The sequence below is a fragment of the Streptomyces sp. NPDC048291 genome, assembly GCF_043201715.1.
In the GTDB taxonomy this organism is placed as follows: domain Bacteria; phylum Actinomycetota; class Actinomycetes; order Streptomycetales; family Streptomycetaceae; genus Streptomyces.
In genome coordinates, this window is sequence record NZ_JBICZC010000005.1 from 249119 (window position 1) to 273340 (window position 24222).

Below are 24222 nucleotides of genomic sequence, written 5' to 3' on the forward strand. Positions count from 1 at the left end.
GCATCCTCGTGAAGATCGCCCTGCTCAGCTACTCCACCAGGCCGCGCGGCGGCGTCGTGCACACCCTCCACCTCGCGGAGGCCCTCGCGGCGCTCGGCGAGGACGTCACGGTCTGGACCCTGGGCCGGGGCGGCGACACCGGCTTCTTCCGGCCGGTGAACCCGGCGGTACGACTCCGGATCGTGCCGTTCGCCGACGGTCCGGCAGACGAGACCGTCGGACAACGCGTCCTGCGCTCCATCGCCACCCTCCGCGAGGCCTTCGACCCCGCCCCGTACGACATCGTCCACGCCCAGGACTGCATCAGCGCCAACGCCGTGGGCCGCTGCGTCCGCACGGTCCACCACATCGACCACTTCACCACCCCCGAACTGGCCGCCTGCCACGAGCGGGCCATCGTCGAGCCGTACGCGCACGTCTGCGTGTCGACGGCCGTGGCGGGGGAGCTCCGCGAAGGCTGGGGTCTGTCGGCCGAGGTGATCCCCAACGGGGTGACCTACGACCGTTTCGCGACCACCGACCCGACGGTGAGGGCGAGTTGGCGCTCCCGCCTGGGCCGTTACGTCCTCACCGTAGGCGGCATCGAACCGCGCAAGGGCTCCCTGGACCTGCTGGAGGCGTACGCGTTGCTGCGCGCCGACCACCCCGGTGTCCGGCTGGTGATCGCCGGCGGCGAGACCCTCTTCGACTACCGCGACTACCGTGCCCGCTGGGAAGCGCGGGCCGCCGAACTCGGCGTAGAACCGGTCGTGTTGGGCCCGGTGCCGGACTCCGGCCTGCCCGCTCTGGTGGCGGCCGCCGACGCCTTCGCCTTCCCCTCCCGCAAAGAAGGCTTCGGCCTCGCCGCCATGGAGGCCCTCGCCGCCGGTGTCCCCCTGGTCGTACGCGACCTGCCCGTCCTGCGCGAGGTCTTCGGCCCCGCCGCCCACTTCGCCACCACGCCCGCCCAGCTCGCCGCCGGACTCGGCCACGCCCTCACGGTCGAGGACCCGGCCAGGCGGGCCGCCGGACGCAAGCTGGCCGCCGCCCACACCTGGACCGAGGCGGCCCAGCGCCACCTGACCCTGTACCGCTCGCTGCGCTGACCTGGCCGGCAACGTCGTGCGGGACCGCGCGGGTCTCGAAGGCGACCTTGGTGTCGAGTCCCGTCGAAGCGCAGAAAGACCTACCCGTCAGGTGTGGAGAGCCTTCCGGCGCCGAGAATGGTATGCCGATCTCGTATTCCAGCAAGGCGGCGGACATTAACTGGTACTACTTCGTCATCGAGTTCATCGACAAGACGTGGCCGAACTTCTCCGCCGACCAGCGGAAGACCGCAAGCCGGCCGCCTGATAGGTTATTGGGGCAAGGGTGCTGGCGCGGATGTCCACAACTTGGTGGCTTTGAAAGCCAGGGCGAATGCTCGGACGGCGAGCAAGGCGGAAGCCGTCGGATGGAAGGCCCTGAACGGGAACAACAGCCTGTTCATGCGCTGTGGTCAAATCCAAGACCGGCGTTCGCTCGACACGCCAGAAGGGCTCAAGTGATGGCAACGCTTGCGGAGATCCGAGCCTTGTTGGGTGAGCCCGGATTCAACTGGCAGGATCCGGCACCATGGAGCGAAACGGAGAGCGAGTTCGGAATCGAATTCCCGGCGGACTTCCGTGAGATCGTGGATGCCTATGGTTCGGTCCAGATCAACAATCAACTGTATCTGGAGCACCCCGCCGGTCATCTTCTGCATAATCTGCGGGAATCCATCAGGGGCGATCTCGAACTTTTCCGCGAGGCGGACATGGCGGAGTACCTGCCGAGTCCGGCAGGGGCGAATCCCGGTGAGCTGATGCCGGTGGCGTCGGCCACGACGGGGGAATGGGTTTTCCTCCGTGTTCCCGACAGTCCCTCCTCGCCTTGGCGCGTCCTGGTCCAGGAACTTGACAGCCCGGCTTGGACGCTCCATGAGATGACATTCGGTGAGTGGTTGCTGGCCTACCTCAAGGGCGACGACGTGACGGTGTGTTCTCGCAACTTCGCGCCCGACCGCCCGTTCTTCGGACCGCTGAGCTGAACCGTGGTTTTCGCACTCCACGTAGCCGGCCGCCAGGGCGAGAACACGCACACCAGGCGCAGGTCCTCCTCCGGATGCGCCACGAGCCAGTGCGCGTCGTGCCGGTCGCGCGAGTACCCCGTGCCGGGAGCGACCGGGTGGACGGTGCCCTCCGTGTCGATGACCGCGTCGCTGCCTGCCCGCTATGCAGCAGCAGCTCTCCAGGTGGTTGGGGTGCACGCGGGCACGTTCGACACGGGACACCTCGGCGCTGCCGAGCCTGGGGCGCACTCCCTGACGGCACCAAGAGCCTGGTCTTCGTCCTCGAAGACCTCGACGTGCCCACCTCCACGCCCGGCATCCACACCATCGCCGCCTTCCCGGCCGTCGAGGCCGGAATCCCGGAGGGTGCCGTGACGCCGGACGATCCGCGCTTCCAGTTCCTCCGCAACCGCCGCGGCCAGGCCAAGTACGCAGGCCCCAGGCCGCTGCCCGGCCACGGAACGCACCGCTACCGCTTCCACCTCTACGCCCTCGACGCCGACATCGACTTCACCAAGGCCGCCGACATGCACGCCGTACCGGCCGCCCTCGCCGGGCACGTCCTGGCTTCCGGAACGCTCACCGGCACCCGCACGACCTGAACACTTCCAACCGAGTCACAAGCAGTGGAATTGAGTGCCTGCTGACCGTCACGGACACGTACGGCCTCTTCTCGCCCGCACGTGATGACGCCGGCTCGTCCGGCGCCGGGCCCGGCTCGCCGGGTGAGGGCGGCGAGGGTGTGGACGACGGGCTTCTGCAGGTCGAGGTCGTACAGCTGCGGCGTGCGATGCGGACCAGGCCGGACATGGACCTGGCCCGTGGAATTCTCGCACCGGGGCCGGCCGGCGACTCAGGGGTGACCGGGCCGCCGGCCCGGGGGTACTCCGGTGCGTCAGGTGGTGAGCAGGCGGTTGAAGAACGAGCGGTAGTGGCGCAGGGCCGTACGCAGGGCTTCGGTGTCTGCCTCCCCGCCCTGGCTCCACTGGCCTTCGAGTTCCTTCTTGTGCTCGTCGAACGTCGCGGCAAGTGTCTGCATGACACCGGCGACCAGGCTGTCCGCGTCCTGCACGGCGTTGCGCGGGTCGTCGACGAACGCGGTCTGGATCTTCGACCAGCGTTGACGGAAGTCCTCCTCGTCCTGGGGCGTCAGCAGCAGCGGCAGCTCGTCCGCGTCCCTGGCCGGTGCCGCCGTCACGGGAGCGTCCGCGTCGTCGGCCCCGACGTCCTTCACGTCGGCCCGTCCGTCGCTCTCGCCGGGGCGGACCGGGGGCGGCGAGGTGCTGTCCGGTGCTGTGCCGGTCGCGCTAGGCCGTGCGAGGTCCTCGGTGGACAGCGCGGTGTCGGTGGTGTGCCGTGTGTCGTCGCGTTCCATGTCGCCTCCGTCGAATCATCGGAGCCCGGCCGCTCGCGTGTCAGGCCGTGGCATGGCGGCTTTGACCGCCGTCGAAGAGGAGTTCGTCGAACAGCGCGCGGTAGTGCACCATGGCGCTGCGCAGCTGCTCGGTGGTGGCCTTGTGGCTCGTGCCGAGCATGTCGATCTCGTGAGCGGCCCGGTAGTGGTCAAGGGTGCGGCCGTGTTCTACGGAGAGATCCTTGAGCTGCTGGTCGTAGCTTCCGGTGGGATAGCCGCGTGCCTCCATCAGCGAGGTCACCAGCCGGTCCGCGTCGTGCACGGCGTCCTCGGGCCGGTCGACGAACTCGTGCTGCACCTCGTCCCAGTCCCGGCTGTAGCGCTGCCGGACACCGTCGGGCAGCGGCTTGATGTCGAACGTGTCATGTCGCTTCTCACGCGTACTGAGCTCGCGCTCAGCGGCCAGTCGGCTGTCCGCGCCGTCGACCGTTCGTTCGTACTCCGGGCCGAACTTCTCGCGCAGAGCCCTGCGCCGCTGGAAGAGGACAGCCAGGGCGATCAGCGCGACGACCACCACGATGGGAATGACGATCGCCAGAAGTGTGCCGGTAGACATCGGACCGACCTCCTTTCCGATCATTGGATGTCGTTCCGGGTACCCCTTCTGCTTCGAATATTCCAAGCGCGCCGAAAACGTCTGATCGAGCAGACGGCACGGTTCAACCGGGAGCCGGCGCCCCATGACGGCGGGAGGTCCATGGCTGTGGTGCACGAGATGCCGTGGACGCCGAGTTTCACCATGACCCCGGAGCGGAGCATGCACACCGGGGTCGGCGCGACCGCATGCGCGTCGGGCAGCCAGACGTGCAGCGGCACCACCGCCGCCCTGTCCCCGTCCTACTCCCCGTCCTACTCCTCGTCCTCTTCGTCTTCCTCCTCCTCGTACTCGTACTCCGCCTCTTCCTCCTCCAGCGCCTCCTCGTGTGTGCGCACCACCTCGCCGTCACGGATCGTCGGAGAGAGTGACGTAGCGCTGGAAGTGCTTGGCGTCGAGCCGCGGTCGGCGGCCCTGGGCACGCCAGAGGTTGCCGGTCTTCTCGAAGAGACCCGGCCGTCCACCGGACGGCGCCGCTCGCCGCGTCCCTCCGCGACGCGGCGCGGGAACGGGGTGCCCGATGACTGAAGAAGTCGCCTACGCCTACGCCGTACTGCGCGCCGTGGAGGACCTACCCACCGTGCTGCCGCTGCGGCTCGCCACGGTCTACCTGGACTACGGGCGGGTGGGCGCGATGCTCCGCAGCGGACTTCCGTGCGCGGGTTCTCGGCGCCGTCGAGGGCCTGTCCGGCATACGGACCGATGTCACCGGGCCCTGGGCGCCGTACTCCTTCGCCACCCCGCCCGGTGCGCAGAGCCCGGCGACGGAACGGGCGCCATGAACACCGCGGAGCGGTTGCCCGCGGCCGAGCCGCTGGCCCAGCGCCAGGTGGCCCTCATCGACCTGCGGTGGTGTCGTCGTCACCGGGGATCTGGTCCTGTCGGTCGCCGACATCGACCTGGTCCGGATCTCGCTGCGCGCGCTGATCGTCTCTGTGAGCGACCGGAACCCGTCACCGTGGACGACGCCGGCCCGTCCCGGGGACGCGCCATGACGGGCACGGCCGCCGACCGGCATCCCGGTCCCGATCCACCGGACCGCCCGGCCGAAGTCACGGCTGCGGCGGCCCGGGCCTTCCGGCTGCTGCCCGCCGTACCCGACGACACCCGGGAGCCGGGGCTGTCGCACCCCGCCCGCCGTATCGGCACGGACCCCGACACCGTCGAACGTGACCTGGTCAGACTCGGGGATCTCACCGAGGAGCAGGAAGAACGGCTGGGCTCCGCCCTCATGGTCCTCCACGACCGCATGTCCGACCTGTCCGCCCGCTACGGCCTGACCATGGAGGACCTCAACCTGGACCTCGGCCCGCTCGGCACACTTCTCCCACCGACGCGTCCCGACTGACTTTCGCCATTCCGTTTCACCGTCCGGCAGGGGGTTACCCGGGACGGGTGCTCGATTCCCCATGGGGCGAGGAGGGAGAAAGACCATGGCCAAGCAGCAGAAGATCAAGGGCAAAGCCGAAGAAGCCGCGGGAAAGGCCAAGGAGACGGTTGGCCGCACCGTGGGCAACGAGCGGATGACGGTCGAAGGGCAGGCCAAGAAGTCGAAGGGCGCGGCCCGTCAGGCCAAGGAGAAGACGAAGGACGTTTTCAAGCACTGACAGGACGACCAGCGGGCGGGCTCTCCATGCGGGGCCCGCCCCTTCGTGCCGTCGGCCGCCCGTTTCCCGGTTCCGGGAGGCGAGGGGACCATGCCCCGTTCGGCATCCTGCTGAGAGGGGCGAAGGAAGATTCGAGAGGTTCGCCGAATCAGCCTCGAAGGCCGGCGTCAGTGGCGAGCGAACCGGTGCAGGGCGTCGAGTACGGGCGGTGCGAGGGTGTTCGGGTGGGCGGTGTCGTGCAGCAGGTGGTCCACTCCCGGCAGTGTCACTCGGCCCGGTCCACCGGCATGCCCGTGCCGGAGGGCGGTCGTCAGGGCGTTCGTTGTGGCACAAGGGACCTGGGCGTCGTTCGTGCCGCACGTCAGCAGCACCTTGGTTCCGGGCCGGAGTGCGGCGGCGGTGTCGGGTGGGTAGACGGCGTCATCGCTTGACACGAACCGGGCGCTGGAACCCTGGAACGCCTCGAAGAGCCGGGCGATTGCGAGGGGCAGGTCGGTGGTGTCGACCGGTCGGTGTTCGCGCAGGGAGGTGATGGCAGCGGCGATGGCCGCGTTGACGGTGCGTTGCTGCTCCGGTGTGAACTGGCCCTGCCGGGTCGCTTCGGCGACCTGGGCTTCGAGTTGGAGCGCGACCAGGTCCAGCAGCCGGATCGCCTGCGGTTGCAGAAGTGCCAGGCCGGCCGGGCGAGGGCGGGCGGTGCCGCCCAGCAGCAGTGCCGTCATCGCGCCCTCGCTGTGCCCGACGACCAGCAGCGCGCGCGGGTCGGTCTCCGGCTGATCGCGCAGCGACTCGTAGGCGGCCCGTGCCTGGCGGACGAATGCCGGGTAGTCGAGCTCTTCGGGGTGGTCCCGGTAGGCGCCGAGTCCGGTGCGGCCGGTGCCGTACTTGTCGAACCGCAGCGTGGCGATTCCGTCCCCGTCGAGCGCGTCGGCCAACTGCGCCAGGGTGTCCGGTGTGGACCCGGGCGGTTGGTTGCCGTCGCGGTCGGTGGGTCCGCTGCCGGGCAGCAGCAGTGCCGCCGGCAGCCGTTGCCCGGGACGGTGCTCGGGAACGTGCAGGGTGCCGTACACGGTCGTACCGTCGGCCGTGAAGACGACCTCGCGGTCGGCGGCAGGGACGAGAGCGGGCGTCGCCCCGGCCGGGGTGGCGGTGACGACTGCCAGGGCCATCAGAGCCGCTGTCAAGTGGCGAAGCACCGGTCTACCTCCGGGTAAGGGCGTTCTCGACCAGGGCGACGGTCGCGCGGGGGTCGTCGACCTGGAGGACGAGGCGTGCGTACGTCTCGTCGGCGAGTTCGACCACGACGGCCTTCGACGGATCCCTGACGTCCCAGAAGACCTTTTCACCGTCCTGATGGAAGGTGCCGGCGGTGATCACGCCGGGTACGTGGGAGCCCGGCGCGCGGATTCCCTTGGGGTCGGCGGCTATACCCGGGTCGGCGGTCGCGCCACGGACGTTGGCCAGCGGGATAGTCAGGCTGCCCTTGAAGGACCAGAGCTTGTCGAGACCCTCGATCACGACGACGAGGTCGTCGGCGTCGATACGTATCAGTGCCATGTCGGTTTCCGTTTCAGGGGAGTGGACCGAGGTACCGGGTCAGCGCGGTGGTGGCGTTGTCGGGGTTGCCGCGCAGGAGGATGCCCAGCGCGGCGGCGGTGAGGGCGGCGGCCAGGTCGGAGGGAATGCCGAGGGCGTCGGCGATCGCCTGGTCGACGGCGGCCAATGCGGCCGTCACCTCGGCGGCGACCTCCTCGTCGGCCGGTGCACGTTCGATCGCCGCGAGCAGCAGCAGGGCGAGGTCGGCCGACGTGACGAGCCGCAGCGCGGCGGCGGCATCCGACGCGCCGGCGAGGGCGTCGACCAAGGGGCTCACGTCGTCGGCGAGATGGCGGCGCAGAGCGATCAGGTAGAGGCCGCGCTTGCTGCCGAACACCTTGTACAGGCTGTTGCGGTGCACGCCGAGGTGGGTGACGAGGTCGTCGACGGACACACCGTCATACGCGCGTGCACCGAACAAGCTCACGGCGGCCCGCACCGCTTCGTCCTCGTCGAATGCCCTTGGCCTCCCCATGGCCACCACCGTAGACACTTAAGGAACGATCAGTCAAGAACGATCGTTCCTCAATCGTCGACCCGCTTCGGGGTCCGGGGACTCTTCGGTGAGAAGAGCCCTCAAGACCGGCCGGGCTTCGGCGTGGTGGTGGTCGGGCTTCTTCTCTCTCCCTGTTGATCTACAGTGCTGTAGAAGTCTCACCCGGCGGGTGATCACCGAACGAGCCCGTCCTCCGGCCGAGTTGGCCGGAAGACGGGTCAGCACTACGAAGGGCCGGGGCAGCACGATGCCGGAGCAGTACGACCAGACAAGCGCCGTCGAGTTCCGGTCCCCGCGCCCGGCCGCCCTGGCCCGCCGGTGCCGCGCCGTCACGGAGGCGCGCTGGTTCGCCCTGACCGTCTTCGCCGTGATCCTGCTGAACGCCGGGCTGTTGGGCGTGGAGACCTACTCCGGTGTCGTCGCGGAGTGGCATGGCTGGTTACGCCTTGCCGAGCACGCCTGCCTGGCCGCGTTCACGGCGGAGATCCTGCTGCGCCTGGGGGCCCACGCGGACCGCCCGCGTGACTTCTTCAAGGATCCGTGGAACCTGTTCGACCTCGCCGTGGTCCTCTGCGCGTTCGTGCCGGTCGTCCGCGAGAACACCACCGTGCTGCGGCTGCTGCGGCTGGCCCGGGTGCTGCGTACGGCCCGCTTCCTGCCCCAACTGCGGATCGTGCTGGTCGCGGTCGGCCGCAGCCTGCCCGGCACGCTGAGTTTTCTGCTGGTCGGCGCGCTGCTCCTGTACGTGTACGCGATGGTGGGCTGGGTCTTCTTCGGCCGCCACGACCCCGAGCACTTCGGCTCCATCGGCCGCGCCGTCCTCACCCTGTTCCTCCTGATGACCCTGGACGGCATCGGCGACGCGGTCCACGCGGGCCTGGAGATCTCCCGCTGGAGCCTCGCCTACTACGCCTCCTACGTCCTCATCGCCTCCTTCGTCCTGGTCAACGTCCTGATAGGCGTGGTCATCACCTCCCTCGACGAGGCACGGCAGATGGAGCAGGAGGCGGAGAACGTCCCCCACCCGATCGCCGCCCCGCCCGACGGCCCGCTGCTCCTCGCCCGCATCGCGGCGGCGCGCCAGGCCCTCGACGCCCTCGAACGCGACCTCGTCCATGCCGCGGCGCCGTCACAGCACGCCGGCCGGGCGGCGAGTGCGGCGGTCCCGACCGTCGGAGACGGCGCCTAGCGTGCGTCTCGACGTCCGGTTCGCGGAGGGCGCCCGACCGGGCAGGCTGTCAGCGCGCTGCGCAACGGCCCTGCCGGGATGCCCCATCGCACGGCCTGGTGGGACAGACGGTCCGACTCGTCGATAGCGTGCGTCACCATGAAGCGCGCTTGGATCCCGCCGATGCTGCTCGTGGTCTGCGGCTCAGCCTCCGCGGCTGGGCTCATCTTGAGGGGAAGCCCCGGCACAGCCGCAGCACTCCTGTCGGTGTTCGTGCTGCTCGCAGGCGTGAACTCGCCCCTGATCTTTCCGCGGTCGATCGATGCGCTGGAGGCGCAACGCCGTAGCGCGGTCGACGGACGGCCGGTCGTCTTCTGGCGGCCGGGCTGCACGTACTGCATGCGGCTGCGCATCCGGTTGGGCCGTAACGCCCGCCAGTTGTACTGGGTCAACATCTGGCGTGACACCGCCGGAGCGGCAGCGGTCAGGGCGGCGAACGGCGGCAACGAAACCGTGCCGACTCTCATCCTGGCCGGCCAGGCATACACCAATCCCGACCCCGCATGGGTGCGCGAGCAGCTCTCCTCTCCTGCGTGAGACAGGGGCGCTTCCGTCCCACTCGAAGGCGGACCCCGCGGGAGGGCAGGGGAGGCGGCGGGGCAGGGCAGGGGGCCTACGTACACCCCTCATCCGGTGGGAAGTCCCATCCCCCCGCGCCTCCGGCTCCGGTTGGCTGGTGGGCGTCACCGACCGGGACACCGGAAGCAACGGGGGATTCGAACATGCACATGCCGTCGTCGAAGAAGGCCCGGGCCGCCCTGCTGACCGCAGCGCTGCTCGCGCTCGCCTCGCCCATGACCGCGACCGCCGCGACCGCCGTCACCGCCGGACACCACCCGGTCGCACGGCACACCTACGGCGCGGACACCCTCCGCCAGGACCTGGCGGCCGTGCGGCAGGCCGGGGGAGGCGAGGTGAACGTGCTGGCCAGGGTCGACCGGGCGGACGGGGCGCCGCTCATGGCACGCATCGGCACCCGGACCGCCGGCTCCTCGGACCCGGTGCCGTGGAACGCGCACTTCCGGGTGGCGAGCACGACGAAGACGTTCACCGCCGTCGTCGTCCTCCAACTCGCCGCGGAGAGGAAACTGTCGCTTGACGACACCGTCGAGCACTGGCTGCCCGGGGTCGTCGCAGGCCACGGCAACGACGGCAGCCGCATCACCGTCCGCGACCTGCTCCGCCAGACCAGCGGCCTGTACGACTACGTCGACGACCCGGAGGTCCAGGACCGGCTGGTCGGCCACTTCGACGAGAACCGCTACGACACCACCCCGGCCGCCGACCTGGTGGCGGTGGCGATGAGGCACCGGCCGCTGTTCGTGCCGCGGCCCGGCGGGGCCACCCGATGGGCGTACTCGAACACCAACTACCTGGTCGCCGGGATGATCGCCGAGAAGGCCGGCGGCGCGAGCTGGCAGGACCTGGTCGCGCACCGGGTGATCGCCAGGCTGGGCCTGCGGAACACCTCCGTCCCCGGGCTCGACCCGTACCTGCCGGAGCCGTACGTGCGTGCCTACCTGACGACCGCGGACGGCACCCGTCTCGACGTCACCGAACACAGCTTCCAGCACACCGCCGACTCCGGCGTGGTGAGCACCACCGCCGACCTGAACACCTTCTTCCGCGCCCTGGCCGGCGGCCGGCTGCTCCCCGCCGAGCAGTGGCGCGAGATGCGGCGGACCGTCGAACGGACCGACGACCCGGAGGACGTCGCCGAGATGCCCGAGGGCACCTACGGCCTGGGGCTGCGCAGGATCCCGCTCTCCTGCGGCGGTTACTACTACACCCACGAGGGCGACGGGGCCGGCGTCAACACCCGCCCCGCGGTGAGCGCGGACGGCAGGCGGGCGGTGACCGTCTCCGTCACCACCACGACCGCGCCGCCGGACCTCGCCGCCCTCAACCGGGCCACGGGGATCCTCGTCGACCACGCCCTCTGCGACCGGCCGTAGGGCCGGGTCAGCCCCGGCCCCCCTCCGTGAGGGCGTCCCGGAGCTGGGCCCTGGCCGTGATGCCGAGCTTCGGGAAGATCTTGTGCAGGTGGTAGCCGACCGTACGGGGGGAGAGGTAGAGGCGGGCCGCGATGTCCCGGTTGGTCAGGCCCTGGGCGGCCAGTTCGGCGATCTGGCGTTCCTGCGGGGTGAGTTCGCCGGCGGCGGCCGGGGCGGTCGCCGCCCCCGCGGCCCGGAGCTCCGCCGTGGCGCGCTCGGTCCACGGGCGGGCGTCCAGGCGCTGGAAGCACTCCAGGGCCGCGGCCAGGTGCGGGCGGGCCTCGGCGCTGCGGCGGCGCCGGCGCAGCCACTCGCCGAAGTCGAGGTGGGCGAGGGCCTTCTCGAACGGCCAGCAGTCGGTGGCCGGATCGTCGAGGGCGGCGCGGAAGTGCCGTTCGGCGTCGTCGGTGTCGGTCAGCAGGGCGGTGGCCCGGTGCAGTACGGCGGCCAGCCGCGGGGAGGGGTCGGGCTTCAGGTCGTGCCGCACGGCGTCGGTCACCGTGCGCGCGTCGTCCGCCCGCCCGGCGCGCACCGCCGCGGCCGTCAGGTCGCCCAGGTAGTAGAGCGAGGCGTGATAGTGGACGGGGGCCGGCCGGAAGTCCCGGGTGAAGGTGGCACGCAGTTGCTCGTAGGCGTCCGCGTGGTCGCCGGCGGCGAACGCGGCCATGCCCAGCGCGTGCCGGTGGCGGACCTGGAGGCTCAGCGACCGGCGCAGGTCCACGCCCCGAACGGCCCGCAGTGCCTCGGCCCGGGCGGTCGCGGGGTCGCCGCGGAGCGCGTGCAGGGTGGCCCGCAGGAGGCCGGCGCCCACGGTCACGTTGTCCGCCCCCGCCTCCGTCGCCATCCAGAACGCCTCGTGCGCCGCCTCCTCGGCCGCCGTCCACGAACCGTTCTCGAACAGGGCGAGGGCGAGCGCCTGGGTCACGGTCGCGTTCGTGCCCGCGCTGCCCGCCCGCCGCAGCACGTCCATGGTCCGCCCGAGGATGCGCACGGCCTGCTCGGTCTCGTCCAGGATCCAGGCCGTGCCGCCCAGCGCGGTGAGGTTGCCGAGCGACTCCTCCCGCGCCAGGGCGGCCAGCCCCTCCGTCAAGTGCCGGGTCAGGAGCGGCCGTTCGTGAACGGGGTCGACAGCCGCCAGGGCCCAGGCGCGGCCCGCGGGGTCCGCGTCCCCCTCGATCAGGCCGCTGATCCGGTCGAGTTCGGCACGGTGGCGGGGTGCGCCGGAGTTGTAGACGGAGGTGGCGGCGGTGCTCAGGGCGCCGAGGGCGAGGCCCGGTGCCGACGCGGCGGTGGCCTCGGCGACGCCCAACAGGAGCACCAGCGCCTCCTCATGACGGAGCGTCACCCCGAGGGCCCAGCCGCCCAGCAGCGAGGCCTCGGCACGCAGCCGGGGATCCTCGGTCATCCCGCCGACACGGCCGCTCAGCTCGCCGACCCACTGCGGATGACCGGCGAACATCGCCGCCTGCGCGGCCGTCAGCAGGCGCCGGGCCCGCAGGTCCGGCGCCGGGGTCAGCTCGGCGGCGCGTTCCAGCGCGGTCGCCGCCGCCGCGTGGCCGCCCCGGCCCCGGGCCCGTTCGGCGCTCTCCGCCAGCGCGTCGGCGACCGCCGCGTCCTGGCCGGTCGCGGCGGCGGCCAGATGCCAGGCCCGGCGGTCCGGCTCCCCGGTCAGTGCGGCGGCCAGCGCGAGATGGGCCTGCCGGCGCTCGTGGAAGGAGGCCGCGTGGTAGACGGCCGAGCGCACCAGCGGGTGCCGCAGCAGCACCCCGCCGTCCGCCACCCGTACCAGACCGGCGCGCTCGGCGGGGTCCAGCGCCGCCACGACGTCCAGCTCGGGGGCGGCCCGGATGAGGTCCGTCAGCCGGGCCGGGCCGGCCGCGGCCACCAGGAGCAGGGCCGCCCGGGTGGGCGCGGGCAGAGCGGGCAGGTCGGCGGCGAACAGGTTCTCCAGGCGCGCGGTGAGCGGCAGCGTGGCGCCCCCGGCCCCGCCGGCCCCCATGTCCCCGGTCCGGCCCCGGGCCAGCGCGCGGGGCAGCTCGATCAGGGCCAGCGGGTTGCCGGCCGCCTGCTGGAGGATCTCGGCCCGTGTCTTGCCGCGCGGCGGATCCGGCTGCGCGTCCAGGAGCTGCCCGGCCGCGGTACGGCTCAGCGGGCCCAGGGTGATCTGCGGGAAGGCCCGGTCGAAGCGGGCCGGTACGCCGTCCTCGCGGGCGGCGACCAGCAGCACCACCGGCCTGCCCTCCAGCCGCCGGGCGAGGAAGGCCAGTACGTCCACCGAGCCGAGGTCCAGCCACTGGGCGTCGTCCACCAGCAGGAGCAGCGGCCGGCGGGCGGCGGCCTCGGTGAGGAGCCCGAGCACGCCGACGCAGAGCGACAGCTGGTCGAGTCCCGGCTCGTACTCCGCCGCCTGCGTCCCGAAGGCGCGGTCCAGCGCCTCCCGCTGCCCCGCGGGCAGGCCCGTTCCGGGCAGCAGCGGATGCAGCAACTGGTGCATGCCCGACAGACCGAGTCCCGCCTCGCCCTCGCTGCCGCGCACCCGCAGGATCCCGAGGCCCTGCTCCCGGCCCCGCTCGGCCGCCCGGTCCACGAGGGTGCTCTTGCCCGTTCCCGGCTCCCCGGTCAGCACCAGCACCTGCGGGCCGCTGCCGTCCACCGCCCCGAGCAGCCGGTCGAGACGCCCCAGCTCGGCTGCTCTCCCCAGGATGCCCGGATCGAAGGGGTGGTCGGTGGTGCCGGCGTGCATGAACCGTCCTTGTCGTCGAGCCGCTGATACGTCAATCCTGCCAGCGGCCCGCGGCGGGACCCGAACCGCGGGCTCGCGCGAACCGGCCGGGCCGCGGGCGCGGACGACTGGTCATGTGACGGAAGCGGGCCGCCCCGGCCGCGGCGAGGATGGCCGCGGGGTCTTCACGATGACGGCCCCGGCCAGCGAAAACGCGCACCGCCCGGGGAGTACGTGCATGACGGTCCACCCACCCCAGCAGTCCACGACCGGCGACGAGACCGCCGTACTGGGCCGGGACGGCGAGATCGAGCGGATCCTGCGGTGCGCGACGCGCGAGCCCGGCACCCCCCAGACCCTGCTGCTCCTCGGCGAGGAGGGGACCGGCCGTACGGCACTGCTCCGGCACGTCCGGGACCGGGCCACCGCCGAGGGCGTGCTGGTGCTGGCCGCACAGGGCTGGGCCGAGGACCCGCGCCATGCGCACGCCTGTCTGCACCAGCTGCTGACGCCTCCGGTGCGGGCCGAACTGGCCGCGCTGCCTGTCGACCTGCAACGGGCGTTGACCGCCGTACCTTCCGCGGACGACCCGGCGGACGAGACCGAGCTGCACGCGGCGGTGACCGCGCTCCTTGACCGGCTCGCCGGGGCCGGTCCGGTGCTGGTGTGCGTGGACGACGCCGACCTGTGCGGCCGTGCCTTCCCCGAGGCGCTGTTCGCCGCGGTCCGGCAGCTGGCCGGCCGGGCGCTGACGGTGCTGCTCGCCGCACGCCACGAGGCGGCCCTGCCCGGCCCGCCGCCCGGCACCGAGACCCGGTGGCTGGGCCCGCTCGACGGCACCTCGGCCGCGGCCCTCCTCGACCGGCAGCCGGCCGCGCCCACCGGCCGGCACCGGCTGGAGATCCTCGCCCAGGCCGCCGGCAACCCGCTGGCCCTCGTGGAACTGGGCCGCGCCGCGCCGGGCCCCGCCGAAGCGGTACGGCACGCGCACGTCTTCGGCGTACGGGTCGACGCGCTTCCCGCCGAGACCCGCAGGGCCCTGCTGTACGCGGCGGCGGCGGGGCCCGGCGGGACCGTCGCCGCGGTCATGGCCGCCCTCGGCACCGGTGACCTGGCGGTGTGGGCGCCGGCCGAGGCGGCCGGGCTGATCGCACTGGCCGAGGACCGGCTCGACTTCCGGCATCCGCTGGCCCGCTCGGCCGCCTACCTCGGGCGCCCGGCCGGCGAGCGCCAGCAGGCCCACCGGGAACTCGCCCGGGTCGCCGCGCGGCCCGAGGTCAGGGCCCGGCACCTGGCCGCCGCCACCGTGGGCGCCAACGCCTTCGTCGCCGCCGAGCTGGAGGCCTCCGCCTGGCGGCGCGGGGACGCGGTGGAGGCCGCCCGCGCCCTGGAACAGGCGGCCCGGCTCAGCCCACGGCCGCCGGAACGAGCCCGCCGCCTTGCCGAGGCCCTGACCGCGGCCCACGCGGCGGGCGACCCCGGCTGGGTCCGCGAGCTGTACGAACGGATCGTGCGGGAAGACGCCGAGCCGCAGTTCGGCTGCGCCGCGGCCGGTGCGCTGGCCTCCGCCCTCTCCCACGAGTCGGCCCAGCGCGAGGCCTTCGAGCTGCTCGCCGACGCCTCCGAGCACTTCCCCGTCGTCGACCGGTCCCTCGCGCTCGCCCTCGCCGGCCTGGCGGCGGGCATCGCCGCCCAGTCCGGGCTGCCCGAGCACACGGCGGCCCTGCCCGCGCTGCTCGACCGGGCCCGGCAGGCCGACGCGTCCGGACGGTGGCGGCCCGCCACCACCGGACCACTGGCCCGCCTGGACACCCCGCACACCCGGCGGGCCCTGGCCGCACTGGTCACCGCGGTCGCCCGGCCCCGCTCCGCCACCGCCGCCCCACCCGCCCTCGGCCGCCCGCAGCACACCCCGCCCGCCCCCGGCCACCCGTACGACGCCGCCCACCCCGGCTCGCCCGACGCCCCTTACCCCGGCTCGCGAGACACCCCGCCCGCCCCCGCCGCCCACGCGGTCCTCGCCGCCGTCGCCCACCAGGCGGACGAGGCGGACGTGGACCTGGGGCAGTCGCGGACGGCCGACGAGCGGCTGCGCAGCGCCCGCGCCTTCGGGCTGCGCGGCTGGTCGGTGCTCCCGTTCGTGGACGCCCTGCTGGCCACCGGGCGGTTCGCCGAGGCCGGCGGTGTCATCGAGGACGCCCTGACCGAGGCCGCGGTGCTGCGCCTGCCGCGCCTGCGGGCCGACCTGGAGACGCAGGCGCTGACCGTACGGGCGCTGCGCGGCACCCTGCCGCCCGAGCCCTGGTTCACCCCCGCCGTGTGGCGGGCCGTCTGCCTGGACGAGAACCGGGCCACCCACGCCCGGCTGCTGCGCGCCCGCGGACTCGCCTCCGTCACGCGCGGCGACATGGAGGACGCCTGGTGGCAGCTGAGCGGTCTGTTCACCGCCGACGGCTCGCCCCTGCACCCCTTCGTGTCCGCGCGGGCCGTCGCCGAACTCGCCGTCGCCGCCCAGCGCACCGGCCGGTCGGCCGAGGCGCTGTCCCTCCTGGAACGGGTCGCGGCGGACCAGGGGGACCGCCCCAGCACCCGGATGACGCTGCTGCTGCACCACGCCACCGCCCTGGTCGGCCCGGACGGCGAGGCCGAGCGGCACTTCCAGCTCGCGCTCGTCAACCACGGGGCGAACCGCTGGCCGTGGGAGTGCGCCCACGTCCGCCTCAACTACGCCATCTGGCTGCGCCGTTGCCGCCGTACCCTGGAGGCGCGCCAGCAGCTGACCACGGTCCTGGAGACCGCCGAACGCCTCGGCGCCGGAGCCCTCGCCGCCGCCGCCGGCAGCGAACTGCGCGCCAGCGGCGCGGCCCCCGCCCCGGCGGACGCGGGTCTGCTGGAGCAACTGACCGCGCAGCAGCGGCAGATCGTCCAGCTGGTCGCGCGCGGTCTGTCGAACCGGGAGATCGGCGAGCGGCTCTTCCTCTCACCGCGCACGGTCGGCTCGCACCTGTACAACGTGTACCCCAAGCTCGGCATCAGCAGCCGCCATCAGCTCCGTGACCTGGTACAGGGCCGGTGAGGGCGTCCGCGGGCCGGCCGGAGGAGCGCCCATGACACCCGGAACACCGGGGCCGGGTACGGCCGTCGTCCTCGACCCCGTGGTGCAGCGCCTGGTCAGCGCCGCCGCCGTGCCGCCCGTCCTCGACGACCTCGGCCCGGACGCCGCCCGGCAGGCGCTGCGGGAGACCCAGGCCGACCGGTTCGAGGACTTCGACGTGGACGCGGTCTTCCACGTGGCACCCGTCGGCCCCGCCCGGCTGCTCGGCTTCTGGACCGTACGCCCGGCCGGGGCGCGGGGCCCGCTGCCGGCCCTGCTGTACCTGCACGGCGGCCGGTGGGCGCTCGGCGACGCCCAGACCCACGCCCGGCTCATCAGCGAACTCGTCACCGGTGCCGGGGTGTGCGCCGTCGTCCCCGAGTACAGCCGCGCCCCCGAGGCCCGCTACCCGGTGGCGCTTGAGGAGTGCTACGCCCTGCTGACCTGGGCGGTCACCCAGGCCGAGGCGCTCGCGCTGGATCCCGGCCGGCTGGCGGTGGCCGGCGACTGCGCCGGCGCCACGCTGGCGGCCGCCGTGACCATGCTGGCGAAGGCACGGCACGGGCCGCGGATCAGCGCGCAGCTGCTCTACTACCCGCTGGCCGACGCCCGCTGCGACAGCCCCTCGCAGCGGCAGTTCGCCACCGGCTACCTGCTCACCCGCCGGGCGCTGCGCGGCTATTGGCATCGGTACGTCGACGACCCGGCCCGGCGCGGCGAGCCCACCGCGGCTCCGCTGCGGGCCCGCCCGGAGGAGCTGGCGGGGCTGCCGCCGGCCCTGGTGGTCACCGCCGAGGCCGACGTGGCCCGCGACGAGGGCGAGGAGTACGCGCGGCGGCTGTCCGCGGCCGGCGTCGACACGCTGTCCGCGCGGTTCCTCGGTACCATCCACGACTTCGTGGCCCTGCACGCCCTCGCCGACAGCGCGCCCACCCGGGCGGCCCTGCTGACCGGTTGCGTCTTCCTGCGGGCCCGGCTCGCGTGACGGGTCGGGTCACCGTGACGGGCCCGGCTCGCGTGACGGATCCGGTCGCCGTGACGGGCCTGGTTGTCGTGACGGGCCCGCCTGTCGGGACGGCTCCCGTCGCCGTGCCGGGCCCGGCGCCGACCGAGGACCGGTCGACCGAGGACCGGTACCGAGGACCGGTGGACCGAGGACCAGTCGGCCGACTGATGCGTCGGTGCCGGTCGTCCGGCGAGGCTGACGGCATGGCAACCGCGATCGGCTCCTACGAGGAGAGACGCCGGCCTCCGACCGGCACGGCGAGCGAACGGACCAGGGTGCTGACCACGCGCTCGGTTCCACCGGAGGAGAGCCTGGAGTACTGGCACGACGCCGTGTTCGACACCCTGGTGGGGATGGACATCGCCGCCCAGGGCGGTACCTACGACGCCACCCTGCGCACCGACCGCCTCGGCGACCTGCGGATCACCACGGTGGAGGCCGACCCCGGCCGGGTCCACCGGGCGCCGCGGTTCATCGCCCGCGGCGACGGCCGGGAGATCTTCGTGGCCGTCCAGAGCGCCGGCCGCGCCCGGGTCGAACAGGACGGCCGCGCCACCGAGTTGCGGACCGGCGACATCGGGTTCTTCGAGACCCTGCGCCCCTTCCGGACCACCTTTCCGGACCGCTTCCGGATGAAGATCTTCGCCGTACCGCGCCCGCTGCTGGAGCTCTCGGAGGCCGACGTACGACAGCTCACCGGCCGCGCGGTCCGCCCGGCCGGCGGGCTGCCCGCGCTGCTCGGGCCGCTGCTCGAACGGCTCGCGGACACCTCTGCGTCGTACACCACACCGACGGCCGAGCGGCTGGCGGAGAGCGTCGTCGACCTGGTGGCGGCCACCGCGGCCGACCAGCTCGGGGCCGACCCCGCCGAGCTGCCCGGCGCCGACGGCGTGCTGCTGCGGCGCATCAGGACGTACATCCGCTGGCACCTGTCGGACCCCGGGCTGACGCCGGGCACCATCGCCCGCGCGCACGGCATCTCGGTGCGCTGTCTGCACCGGCTGTTCCAGGACGAGGGCACCACGGTCTGCCAGTCGATCCGCGACCTGCGGCTGCGCGAGTGCCGCCGGGAACTCGCCGCGCGCCCGGCGGGCCCGGCCGGCCCCGCCGGTCTGGGCCAGGTCGCCCGGCGCTGGGGGTTCACCAGCGCGGCCGGGTTCGGCAAGGCCTTCCGCAGCTCCTTCGGGCTGTCCCCGACGGACTGGCTGGACCGGGTGCGGACGGACGCTCCGCCGTGCTGACCGCGGTGTCCTGCGCCACCCGGGACCTGGCCCCCAACGACCGTCTCGACGCCTGGCAGCGCGCCCTCTCCCGGACCTTCGTGGACGTCGAGGTCAGGGTGGACCGCGGCCGTCCGTGGACCGGTGAACTGGCCGCCGAACGGCTCGGCGCCCTCCAGATCGCCACCGAGGACTTCGGCCCCGGCACGATCCTGCGCGGCGCCCGCACGGCCGCCGCCGATCCGCGTACCCACATCCTGGTCCGCCGCCAGCTCACCGGCACCGCCCTGCTGCTCCAGGACGGCCGCACCGCCGAACTCCGCCCCGGCGGCCTCGCCTTCCACGACGCGCGGCGCCCGTTCCGGATCGTGCTCCCCGAACCGCAGCGGGCCCGGATCCTCATGGTGCCCCGCGCCCTGCTGCGCTTGGAGGAACGGCAGCTGCGCGCCCTCACGGCCACGCCGGTGGACGAGGCCGAAGGGGGCGCGGCGGCCCTGCTGCTGCCGCTGCTCGACGGACTCGTCGACGAGGTCGCCCGGGTCACCGCGGCCCGGCGCGAACAACTCGCCCGGACCGTCGTGGACGTCCTCGCGACCGTGGCCCTGGAACGGATCGGCGGGCCGCCCGAGCCGGCCCTGTGGGAGCGGATCACCGCGTCCGTCCGGGACCGGCTCGGCGAACCAGGACTCGCCCCGCGGGACATCGCCGACCAGCACGCCATCTCGCTGCGCTACCTGCACCGGCTCTTCCAGCGCCAGGGCACCACCGTGGGCGCCTGGATCCGGGAGCGGCGGCTGGAGGCGGCCCACGCGGAGCTGGCCCTGCCCGGCGCCGCCGCCCGGTCGATCGCCGCGGTGGCCGCCCGCTGGGGCTTCACCAGCCCCTCCCACTTCAGCCGGGCGTTCCGCGAGACGTACGGGATGTCACCGGCCCAGTGGCGGCGGGCGGCGGGCGCCGCCGGACGGCGTGACTGACGGCCCGCGCCGTCCGCCCGGCCCTTCCCGCCCCGCTTTCGCACCGCTTTCGTGATCGTGCCGCCCGACCGCGACCACGACCTCCTACGCTTTCCGGTTGACGGCCGGATCGAACTGACGGCCCGAGTGACGATGGAGCGCGCATGACCGACGAGGCGATGGGTGACGAGGTCTACCAGCCGGACGGTTCGGAGGTGCAGGACGACGCCGGTCTGCTGGACGCCTCGGACACCCTGGACTACCGGGCCGGCGAAGAGGCCCTGGACGAGGGCTACTCGCCGCCGGAGCGGCCCTGGGGCGTGGAGCACACGGGGGTGACGGCGGCGGAGGGGCAGCGCGGGGAGACCCTGGACGAGCGCCTCGCCGAGGAGGTGCCGGACGTCGGCGTCCCGGAGGGCGACGACCTCGGCGACGCCTGGGACACGGACGGCGAACTCCTCGACGACGAGGTCGGCGACGACCGCGCCGGACGGCTCCTCGCCCCCGACGAGGGCGCGCACGAGGTCACCGACTCCGACCTGTTCGCCTCCGACCGGGGCCTGGACGGCGCCGGGGCGTCGGCGGAGGAGGCCGCGATGCACGTGATCCCGGAGTCCGAGGAATTCTGACGGGACGGGCCGGAGTCCTGGTCCGGTCCGTGTCAGGTGATGTGGCGCAGCAGTGCCGCGACGGCCGCCGGGGGTTCTCCCGGCGGCCGTACCACCATCACCTTCCAGCTCGGCGCGTGCCGGGCGAACCGGTAGGGCGTCAGGTCCGGGAAGCGGTCGGCGATGGTCGGCGGCATGATGCAGACGCCGAGGTCGGCCCGGACCAGTTCGGACGCGGCCACGATGTCGTTGACCTCGAAGGTCGTGGCGCGTTCGACGCCGGCCGCCCGGAACGCGCGGTCGGCCGCGTCCCGGATCGCCCAGCCCGGGGTGAACTCCACCTGCGGCAGCTCGGCGACGTCGGCCAGGTCGACCGTGCCCGTGCCGCCTTTCGTGGCGCCGTTCGTGGTGAGGCTCCGGCGGGGCGACGCCACCAGGACCATCTCCTCGCGGGCCAGCAGCCTGGTCACCAGACCGCGCTGCTGCTGGCGGTCCAGCGCCACCACCGCCAGGTCCACCGTGCCCTCGCGCAGCGCCTGCCGGATGTCGGTGACCGCCGCCTGACGCAACCGGACCAGCACCCGCGGATGTTCCGCCCGCAGCGCGGCCAGCGCGTGGTGCAGGTTCGCCCAGACCCCCTGCATGGTGCCGACCGTCACCCGGCCGCGCAGCTCGCCCTTCGCCGCGTCGACCGCCTCGCGGGCCAGTTCGGCGGCGCGCAGGGCCTGCCGGGCCGCCGGGACGAACGCCTCGCCGGCCGGGGTGAGCCCGACCCGGTGCGTGGTCCGGGTGAACAGCGGCGTGCCCAGCTCGCGTTCCAGGGCGCGGACCGTGCCGGAGACGGCGGACTGGACCACGTGCAGCCGTCGCGCTGCCGCCGTGAACCCGCCCGCGTCCGCCACGGCGACCACGACTTCCATCTGCCGCAGGTCCATGGTCTGCTCCCGGTGGCACGGCGCCCGCCTCGGTACGGCGAGGATCTCCGCCGCATCCTAGGCAGGCGCCCGCCGCTCCCCGGCGCGGACCAGGGGGAGTGTCGACCGGGTGGGCCGGCCCTCCGCCCTGCGACGGGGGCGGCCCCGGCGCCCTACGCCGTGCGCTTCGCGCCGCTCCGGAGCTCGGTGAGCCAGTACAGCAGGCCCAGCACCGGCAGGGCGGCCCCGAAGAGACTGACCGCGCTCCAGCCGCCGGACCGGTAGGCGATCGAGCCGAGCTGGGAGCCGAGCGCGCCGCCGATGAAGAAGATCGCGATGAAGGCGCTGTTCAGCCGGGCCCGGGCGAGCGGATCGAGTTGGTAGACGGTGTGCTGGCCGAGGATCAGGCTGGTCTGCACGGCCATGTCGAGGAGGACGGCCGCGAGCCCGATCAGCAGGACGCTGTGCTGTCCGAACCCCGCCGCCGCGAAGGCCAGCGCGGCGAGGCCGAACGCGGCACCGGTCATCCGGCGGGTCAGCCCGCGGTCCGCCCAGTGCCCGGCGAACGGGGCGACGGCCGCACCGGCGGCGCCCACCAGGGCGAACACCCCGACCCCGACGGCCGAGTAGTGGAAGCGCGGGCCGGTCAGCACGTACGAGACGGTCGTCCAGAAGGCGCTGAAGGCACCGAACATCGCCGCCTGGTAGAGGCCCCTGCGCACCAGCGCCGGGTGTGTGCGCACCAGCGCCGCGGTGGAACGCAGCACCCGGTGGTACGGCACGTAGGTGGTGGGCGCGTGCTTGGGGAGGGCCAGCCGCAGGGCCACCCCCAGCAGGGCCATCAGAACGGCCGAGCCGAGGTAGACGACCCGCCAGCCGGCCACGCTGGAGACCAGGCTGCTGAGCGTGCGGGACAGCAGGATGCCGGTGAGCAGGCCGCTCATCACCCGGCCCACCACCCGGCCGCGGGCGTGGTCGGGCGCCAGGCTCGCGGCGAACGGGACGAGGATCTGCGCCACCACGGACGTGGCCCCGCTGATCAGCGAGGCGATCAGCAGCATCGGGAACCCGGTCGCGAGACCGGCCGCCACCAGGGCGAGCGTGGTGACCGTCAGCAGCGCGGTGATCAGGCTCCGCTTCTCCAGCCGGTCGCCGAGCGGCACCAGGAAGATCATGCCGATCACGTAGCCGACCTGGGTGAGCGTGATCAGCAGACCCGCGGTGGCCTCGCTGACGTGGAAGACGCCGCGCAGCTCGGACAGCAGGGGCTGGGCGTAGTACAGGTTGGCGACCGTCATGCCGGAGGCGACGGCGAACAGCGCGATCAGCCAGCCGGGCACCCCGTGGGCGGCCTCGGCGGCCTCCCGGCGCGGGGAGCGTATGTCGGACGACGGTGTCTGGGACACGGGACCTTCCTCACAGGAGGCGTTGCTCATGTCACTCACCAGCGCTCCGCCGCCCGCCATGCTTCCCTGCGCGGGGCGATGGTTCGGGATGTCAGTCATCTCGGCAGGAGACCGCCGTCGGGAACGCCGCCGAGATCGCCGCCACCCGTGTGCAGGTACCTGGCGAAGGTCCACCAGGGACACGTGCCCCGTCCCGCGCGTGCGCTGCCGGGACGGTGGGCGTGCGCTCGGGGGCAACTGCCGGGCGCACGGCGCTCCTACGGTGAATCGCGGCGGCGCCGGATCGCCCGGTGTACCGCACGCAATCCCAGGAGAGTCGCATGTCCGAAGCCCCCACGCCCGTCACGCCGGTGCTCGAGCCCGCCGCCCAGGCCTTCGTCGAGGCCACCGCCAACCCGCCCTTCCTCTTCGACCTCGCCCCGGAGGAGGGCCGCAAGGCCGTCGACGAGGTGCAGTCCGGCGCGATCGCCAAGCCCGAGGTCGACGAGGAGTGGATCACCGTCCCCGGCGGCCCCACCGGCAGCGTCCGCGCGCGGATCGTCAAGCCCGCCGGCCACGTCGGCACCCTGCCCGTCATCATCTACATCCACGGCGCCGGCTGGGTCTTCGGCAACGCCCACACCCACGACCGCCTGGTCCGCGAGCTCGCCGTCGGCGCCCGCGCGGCCGTCGTCTTCCCCGAGTACGACCGCTCGCCCGAGGTCCGCTACCCGGTCGCCATCGAGCAGAACTGGACCGTGGCGAAGTGGGTCGTGGAGCAGGGCGCGACCAAGGACCTGGACGCCACCCGGATCGCGGTGGCCGGTGACTCGGTCGGCGGCAACATGACGATCGCGCTGACCCTGATGGCCAAGGAGCGCGGGGGCGTCCCGCTGGTCCAGCAGGTGCTGTTCTACCCGGTCACCGACGCGAGCTTCGACACCGCGTCCTACCACCAGTTCGCCGAGGGCTACTTCCTGCGCCGCGACGGCATGTTCTGGTTCTGGGACCAGTACACGACCGACGAGGCCGAGCGCGCCCAGATCACCGCCAGCCCGCTGCGCGCCACCGTCGAGCAGCTCAAGGACCTGCCGCCGGCCCTGGTCGTCGTCGCCGAGGCGGACGTCCTGCGCGACGAGGGCGAGGCCTACGCCAACAAGCTCCGCGAGGCCGGGGTGCCCGTCACCGCCGTCCGCTTCCAGGGCATCATCCACGACTTCGTGATGCTCAACACCCTGCGCGAGACCCACGCCGCCGAGGCCGCGATCTCCCTGGCCGTGCACACCCTCCACACCGCCCTGCACACCGTCTGACCGGGGGGC

The 24222-nt window shown here is 73.3% G+C and carries 23 protein-coding genes and 3 pseudogenes; 15 read left to right on the top strand and 11 right to left on the bottom strand.

What is annotated here, in order from left to right; all coding sequences use genetic code 11:
* Positions 1–8 precede the first annotated feature (8 nt).
* Positions 9–1085 (top strand): MSMEG_0565 family glycosyltransferase, encoded by a 1077-nt coding sequence (locus ACGF5O_RS15060; RefSeq protein ID WP_393810309.1) that lies wholly within the window; start codon positions 9–11, stop codon positions 1083–1085.
* Positions 1086–1207: 122 nt separating this feature from the next.
* Positions 1208–2047 (top strand): hypothetical protein, encoded by an 840-nt coding sequence (locus ACGF5O_RS15065; RefSeq protein WP_393810310.1) that lies wholly within the window; start codon positions 1208–1210, stop codon positions 2045–2047.
* Here ACGF5O_RS15065 and ACGF5O_RS15070 read toward each other — a convergent pair.
* Positions 1969–2208 (bottom strand): ectoine synthase, encoded by a 240-nt coding sequence (locus tag ACGF5O_RS15070; RefSeq protein WP_393810619.1) that lies wholly within the window; start codon positions 2206–2208, stop codon positions 1969–1971. The genes ACGF5O_RS15065 and ACGF5O_RS15070 overlap by 79 nt on opposite strands.
* Between ACGF5O_RS15070 and ACGF5O_RS15075 the strand changes: the two genes are divergently transcribed.
* Positions 2122–2670: a YbhB/YbcL family Raf kinase inhibitor-like protein gene (locus ACGF5O_RS15075; protein WP_393810311.1), complete on the top strand. Its 549-nt coding sequence runs from the start codon at positions 2122–2124 to the stop codon at positions 2668–2670. The genes ACGF5O_RS15070 and ACGF5O_RS15075 overlap by 87 nt on opposite strands.
* Before the next feature lie 293 nt (positions 2671–2963).
* On the opposite strand, the gene ACGF5O_RS15080 is transcribed toward ACGF5O_RS15075, so the two are convergent.
* The 4 genes and pseudogenes from ACGF5O_RS15080 to ACGF5O_RS15095 all read right to left on the bottom strand — a co-directional run.
* Positions 2964–3443 (bottom strand): hypothetical protein, encoded by a 480-nt coding sequence (locus ACGF5O_RS15080; protein WP_393810312.1) that lies wholly within the window; start codon positions 3441–3443, stop codon positions 2964–2966.
* Positions 3444–3483: 40 nt separating this feature from the next.
* Positions 3484–4038, bottom strand: coding sequence for a hypothetical protein (locus ACGF5O_RS15085; protein WP_393810313.1), 555 nt, complete (start codon positions 4036–4038; stop codon positions 3484–3486).
* Positions 4039–4193: 155 nt separating this feature from the next.
* Positions 4194–4310: pseudogene (locus ACGF5O_RS15090) on the bottom strand (proton-conducting transporter membrane subunit); the annotation flags it as partial.
* A gap of 21 nt (positions 4311–4331) precedes the next feature.
* Positions 4332–4530: pseudogene (locus ACGF5O_RS15095) on the bottom strand (hypothetical protein); the annotation flags it as partial.
* 325 nt (positions 4531–4855) lie between these two features.
* Between ACGF5O_RS15095 and gvpJ the strand changes: the two are divergent.
* The 3 genes and pseudogenes from gvpJ to ACGF5O_RS15110 all read left to right on the top strand — a co-directional run bounded on the left by gvpJ (position 4856) and on the right by ACGF5O_RS15110 (position 5684).
* Positions 4856–5072, top strand: a pseudogene (gene gvpJ, locus ACGF5O_RS15100) (gas vesicle protein GvpJ).
* Positions 5069–5425, top strand: a complete 357-nt coding sequence (locus ACGF5O_RS15105) for a gas vesicle protein K (RefSeq protein WP_393810314.1) — start codon at positions 5069–5071, stop codon at positions 5423–5425. Before gvpJ ends, ACGF5O_RS15105 begins: the two are co-directional and overlap by 4 nt.
* 85 nt (positions 5426–5510) lie before the next feature.
* Complete coding sequence (locus ACGF5O_RS15110; protein WP_393810315.1) at positions 5511–5684, top strand: CsbD family protein; 174 nt, start codon at positions 5511–5513, stop codon at positions 5682–5684.
* A 167-nt stretch (positions 5685–5851) separates the two neighbouring features.
* On the opposite strand, the gene ACGF5O_RS15115 is transcribed toward ACGF5O_RS15110, so the two are convergent.
* From ACGF5O_RS15115 to ACGF5O_RS15125, 3 genes are read right to left on the bottom strand one after another with little or no spacing between them, the layout of a single operon-like run.
* Positions 5852–6880: an alpha/beta hydrolase family protein gene (locus tag ACGF5O_RS15115; protein ID WP_393810316.1), complete on the bottom strand. Its 1029-nt coding sequence runs from the start codon at positions 6878–6880 to the stop codon at positions 5852–5854.
* A 4-nt stretch (positions 6881–6884) separates the two neighbouring features.
* Positions 6885–7241, bottom strand: coding sequence for a hypothetical protein (locus tag ACGF5O_RS15120; protein WP_393810317.1), 357 nt, complete (start codon positions 7239–7241; stop codon positions 6885–6887).
* Between the two features lie 13 nt (positions 7242–7254).
* A complete protein-coding gene (locus ACGF5O_RS15125) occupies positions 7255–7755 on the bottom strand; it encodes a helix-turn-helix domain-containing protein (protein WP_393810318.1) in 501 nt (166 codons plus the stop codon).
* Positions 7756–8023: 268 nt separating this feature from the next.
* Here ACGF5O_RS15125 and ACGF5O_RS15130 point away from each other — a divergent pair, with 268 nt between their 5' ends.
* From ACGF5O_RS15130 to ACGF5O_RS15140, 3 genes are all read left to right on the top strand, one after another.
* On the top strand, positions 8024–8965 hold the full coding sequence (locus ACGF5O_RS15130; RefSeq protein ID WP_393810319.1) for an ion transporter: 942 nt from the start codon (positions 8024–8026) through the stop codon (positions 8963–8965).
* 138 nt (positions 8966–9103) lie between these two features.
* Positions 9104–9541, top strand: coding sequence for a glutaredoxin domain-containing protein (locus ACGF5O_RS15135; protein ID WP_393810320.1), 438 nt, complete (start codon positions 9104–9106; stop codon positions 9539–9541).
* A gap of 185 nt (positions 9542–9726) precedes the next feature.
* Positions 9727–10959, top strand: coding sequence for a serine hydrolase domain-containing protein (locus ACGF5O_RS15140; protein WP_393810321.1), 1233 nt, complete (start codon positions 9727–9729; stop codon positions 10957–10959).
* A gap of 7 nt (positions 10960–10966) precedes the next feature.
* Here ACGF5O_RS15140 and ACGF5O_RS15145 read toward each other — a convergent pair whose 3' ends face one another.
* Positions 10967–13741, bottom strand: a complete 2775-nt coding sequence (locus ACGF5O_RS15145; protein WP_393810322.1) for an AAA family ATPase — start codon at positions 13739–13741, stop codon at positions 10967–10969.
* Positions 13742–13958: 217 nt separating this feature from the next.
* On the opposite strand from ACGF5O_RS15145, the gene ACGF5O_RS15150 reads away from it, so the two are divergent.
* From ACGF5O_RS15150 to ACGF5O_RS15170, 5 genes are all read left to right on the top strand, one after another.
* Positions 13959–16796 (top strand): AAA family ATPase, encoded by a 2838-nt coding sequence (locus tag ACGF5O_RS15150; RefSeq protein ID WP_393810323.1) that lies wholly within the window; start codon positions 13959–13961, stop codon positions 16794–16796.
* Between the two features lie 31 nt (positions 16797–16827).
* Entirely contained in the window at positions 16828–17799 is a 972-nt protein-coding gene (locus ACGF5O_RS15155; RefSeq protein ID WP_393810324.1) for an alpha/beta hydrolase, read from the top strand.
* A 224-nt stretch (positions 17800–18023) separates the two neighbouring features.
* The gene (locus tag ACGF5O_RS15160) at positions 18024–19061 is read left to right on the top strand and encodes a helix-turn-helix domain-containing protein (protein ID WP_393810325.1); all 1038 of its coding nucleotides are present in this window, start codon (positions 18024–18026) and stop codon (positions 19059–19061) included.
* Entirely contained in the window at positions 19055–20014 is a 960-nt protein-coding gene (locus tag ACGF5O_RS15165) for a helix-turn-helix domain-containing protein (RefSeq protein WP_393810326.1), read from the top strand. The genes ACGF5O_RS15160 and ACGF5O_RS15165 overlap by 7 nt, the downstream gene beginning before the upstream one ends.
* Positions 20015–20157: 143 nt before the next feature.
* Entirely contained in the window at positions 20158–20622 is a 465-nt protein-coding gene (locus tag ACGF5O_RS15170; RefSeq protein ID WP_393810327.1) for a DUF5709 domain-containing protein, read from the top strand.
* A 32-nt stretch (positions 20623–20654) separates the two neighbouring features.
* On the opposite strand, the gene ACGF5O_RS15175 is transcribed toward ACGF5O_RS15170, so the two are convergent.
* A complete protein-coding gene (locus ACGF5O_RS15175) occupies positions 20655–21536 on the bottom strand; it encodes a LysR family transcriptional regulator (RefSeq protein WP_393810328.1) in 882 nt (293 codons plus the stop codon).
* Between the two features lie 152 nt (positions 21537–21688).
* Positions 21689–22855 (bottom strand): MFS transporter, encoded by a 1167-nt coding sequence (locus ACGF5O_RS15180; RefSeq protein ID WP_393810620.1) that lies wholly within the window; start codon positions 22853–22855, stop codon positions 21689–21691.
* Between the two features lie 386 nt (positions 22856–23241).
* Here ACGF5O_RS15180 and ACGF5O_RS15185 point away from each other — a divergent pair, with 386 nt between their 5' ends.
* Positions 23242–24213 carry an alpha/beta hydrolase gene (locus ACGF5O_RS15185; RefSeq protein ID WP_393810329.1) on the top strand — a complete coding sequence of 324 codons (972 nt, stop codon included), beginning with the start codon at positions 23242–23244 and terminating at the stop codon, positions 24211–24213.
* Positions 24214–24222 lie beyond the last annotated feature (9 nt).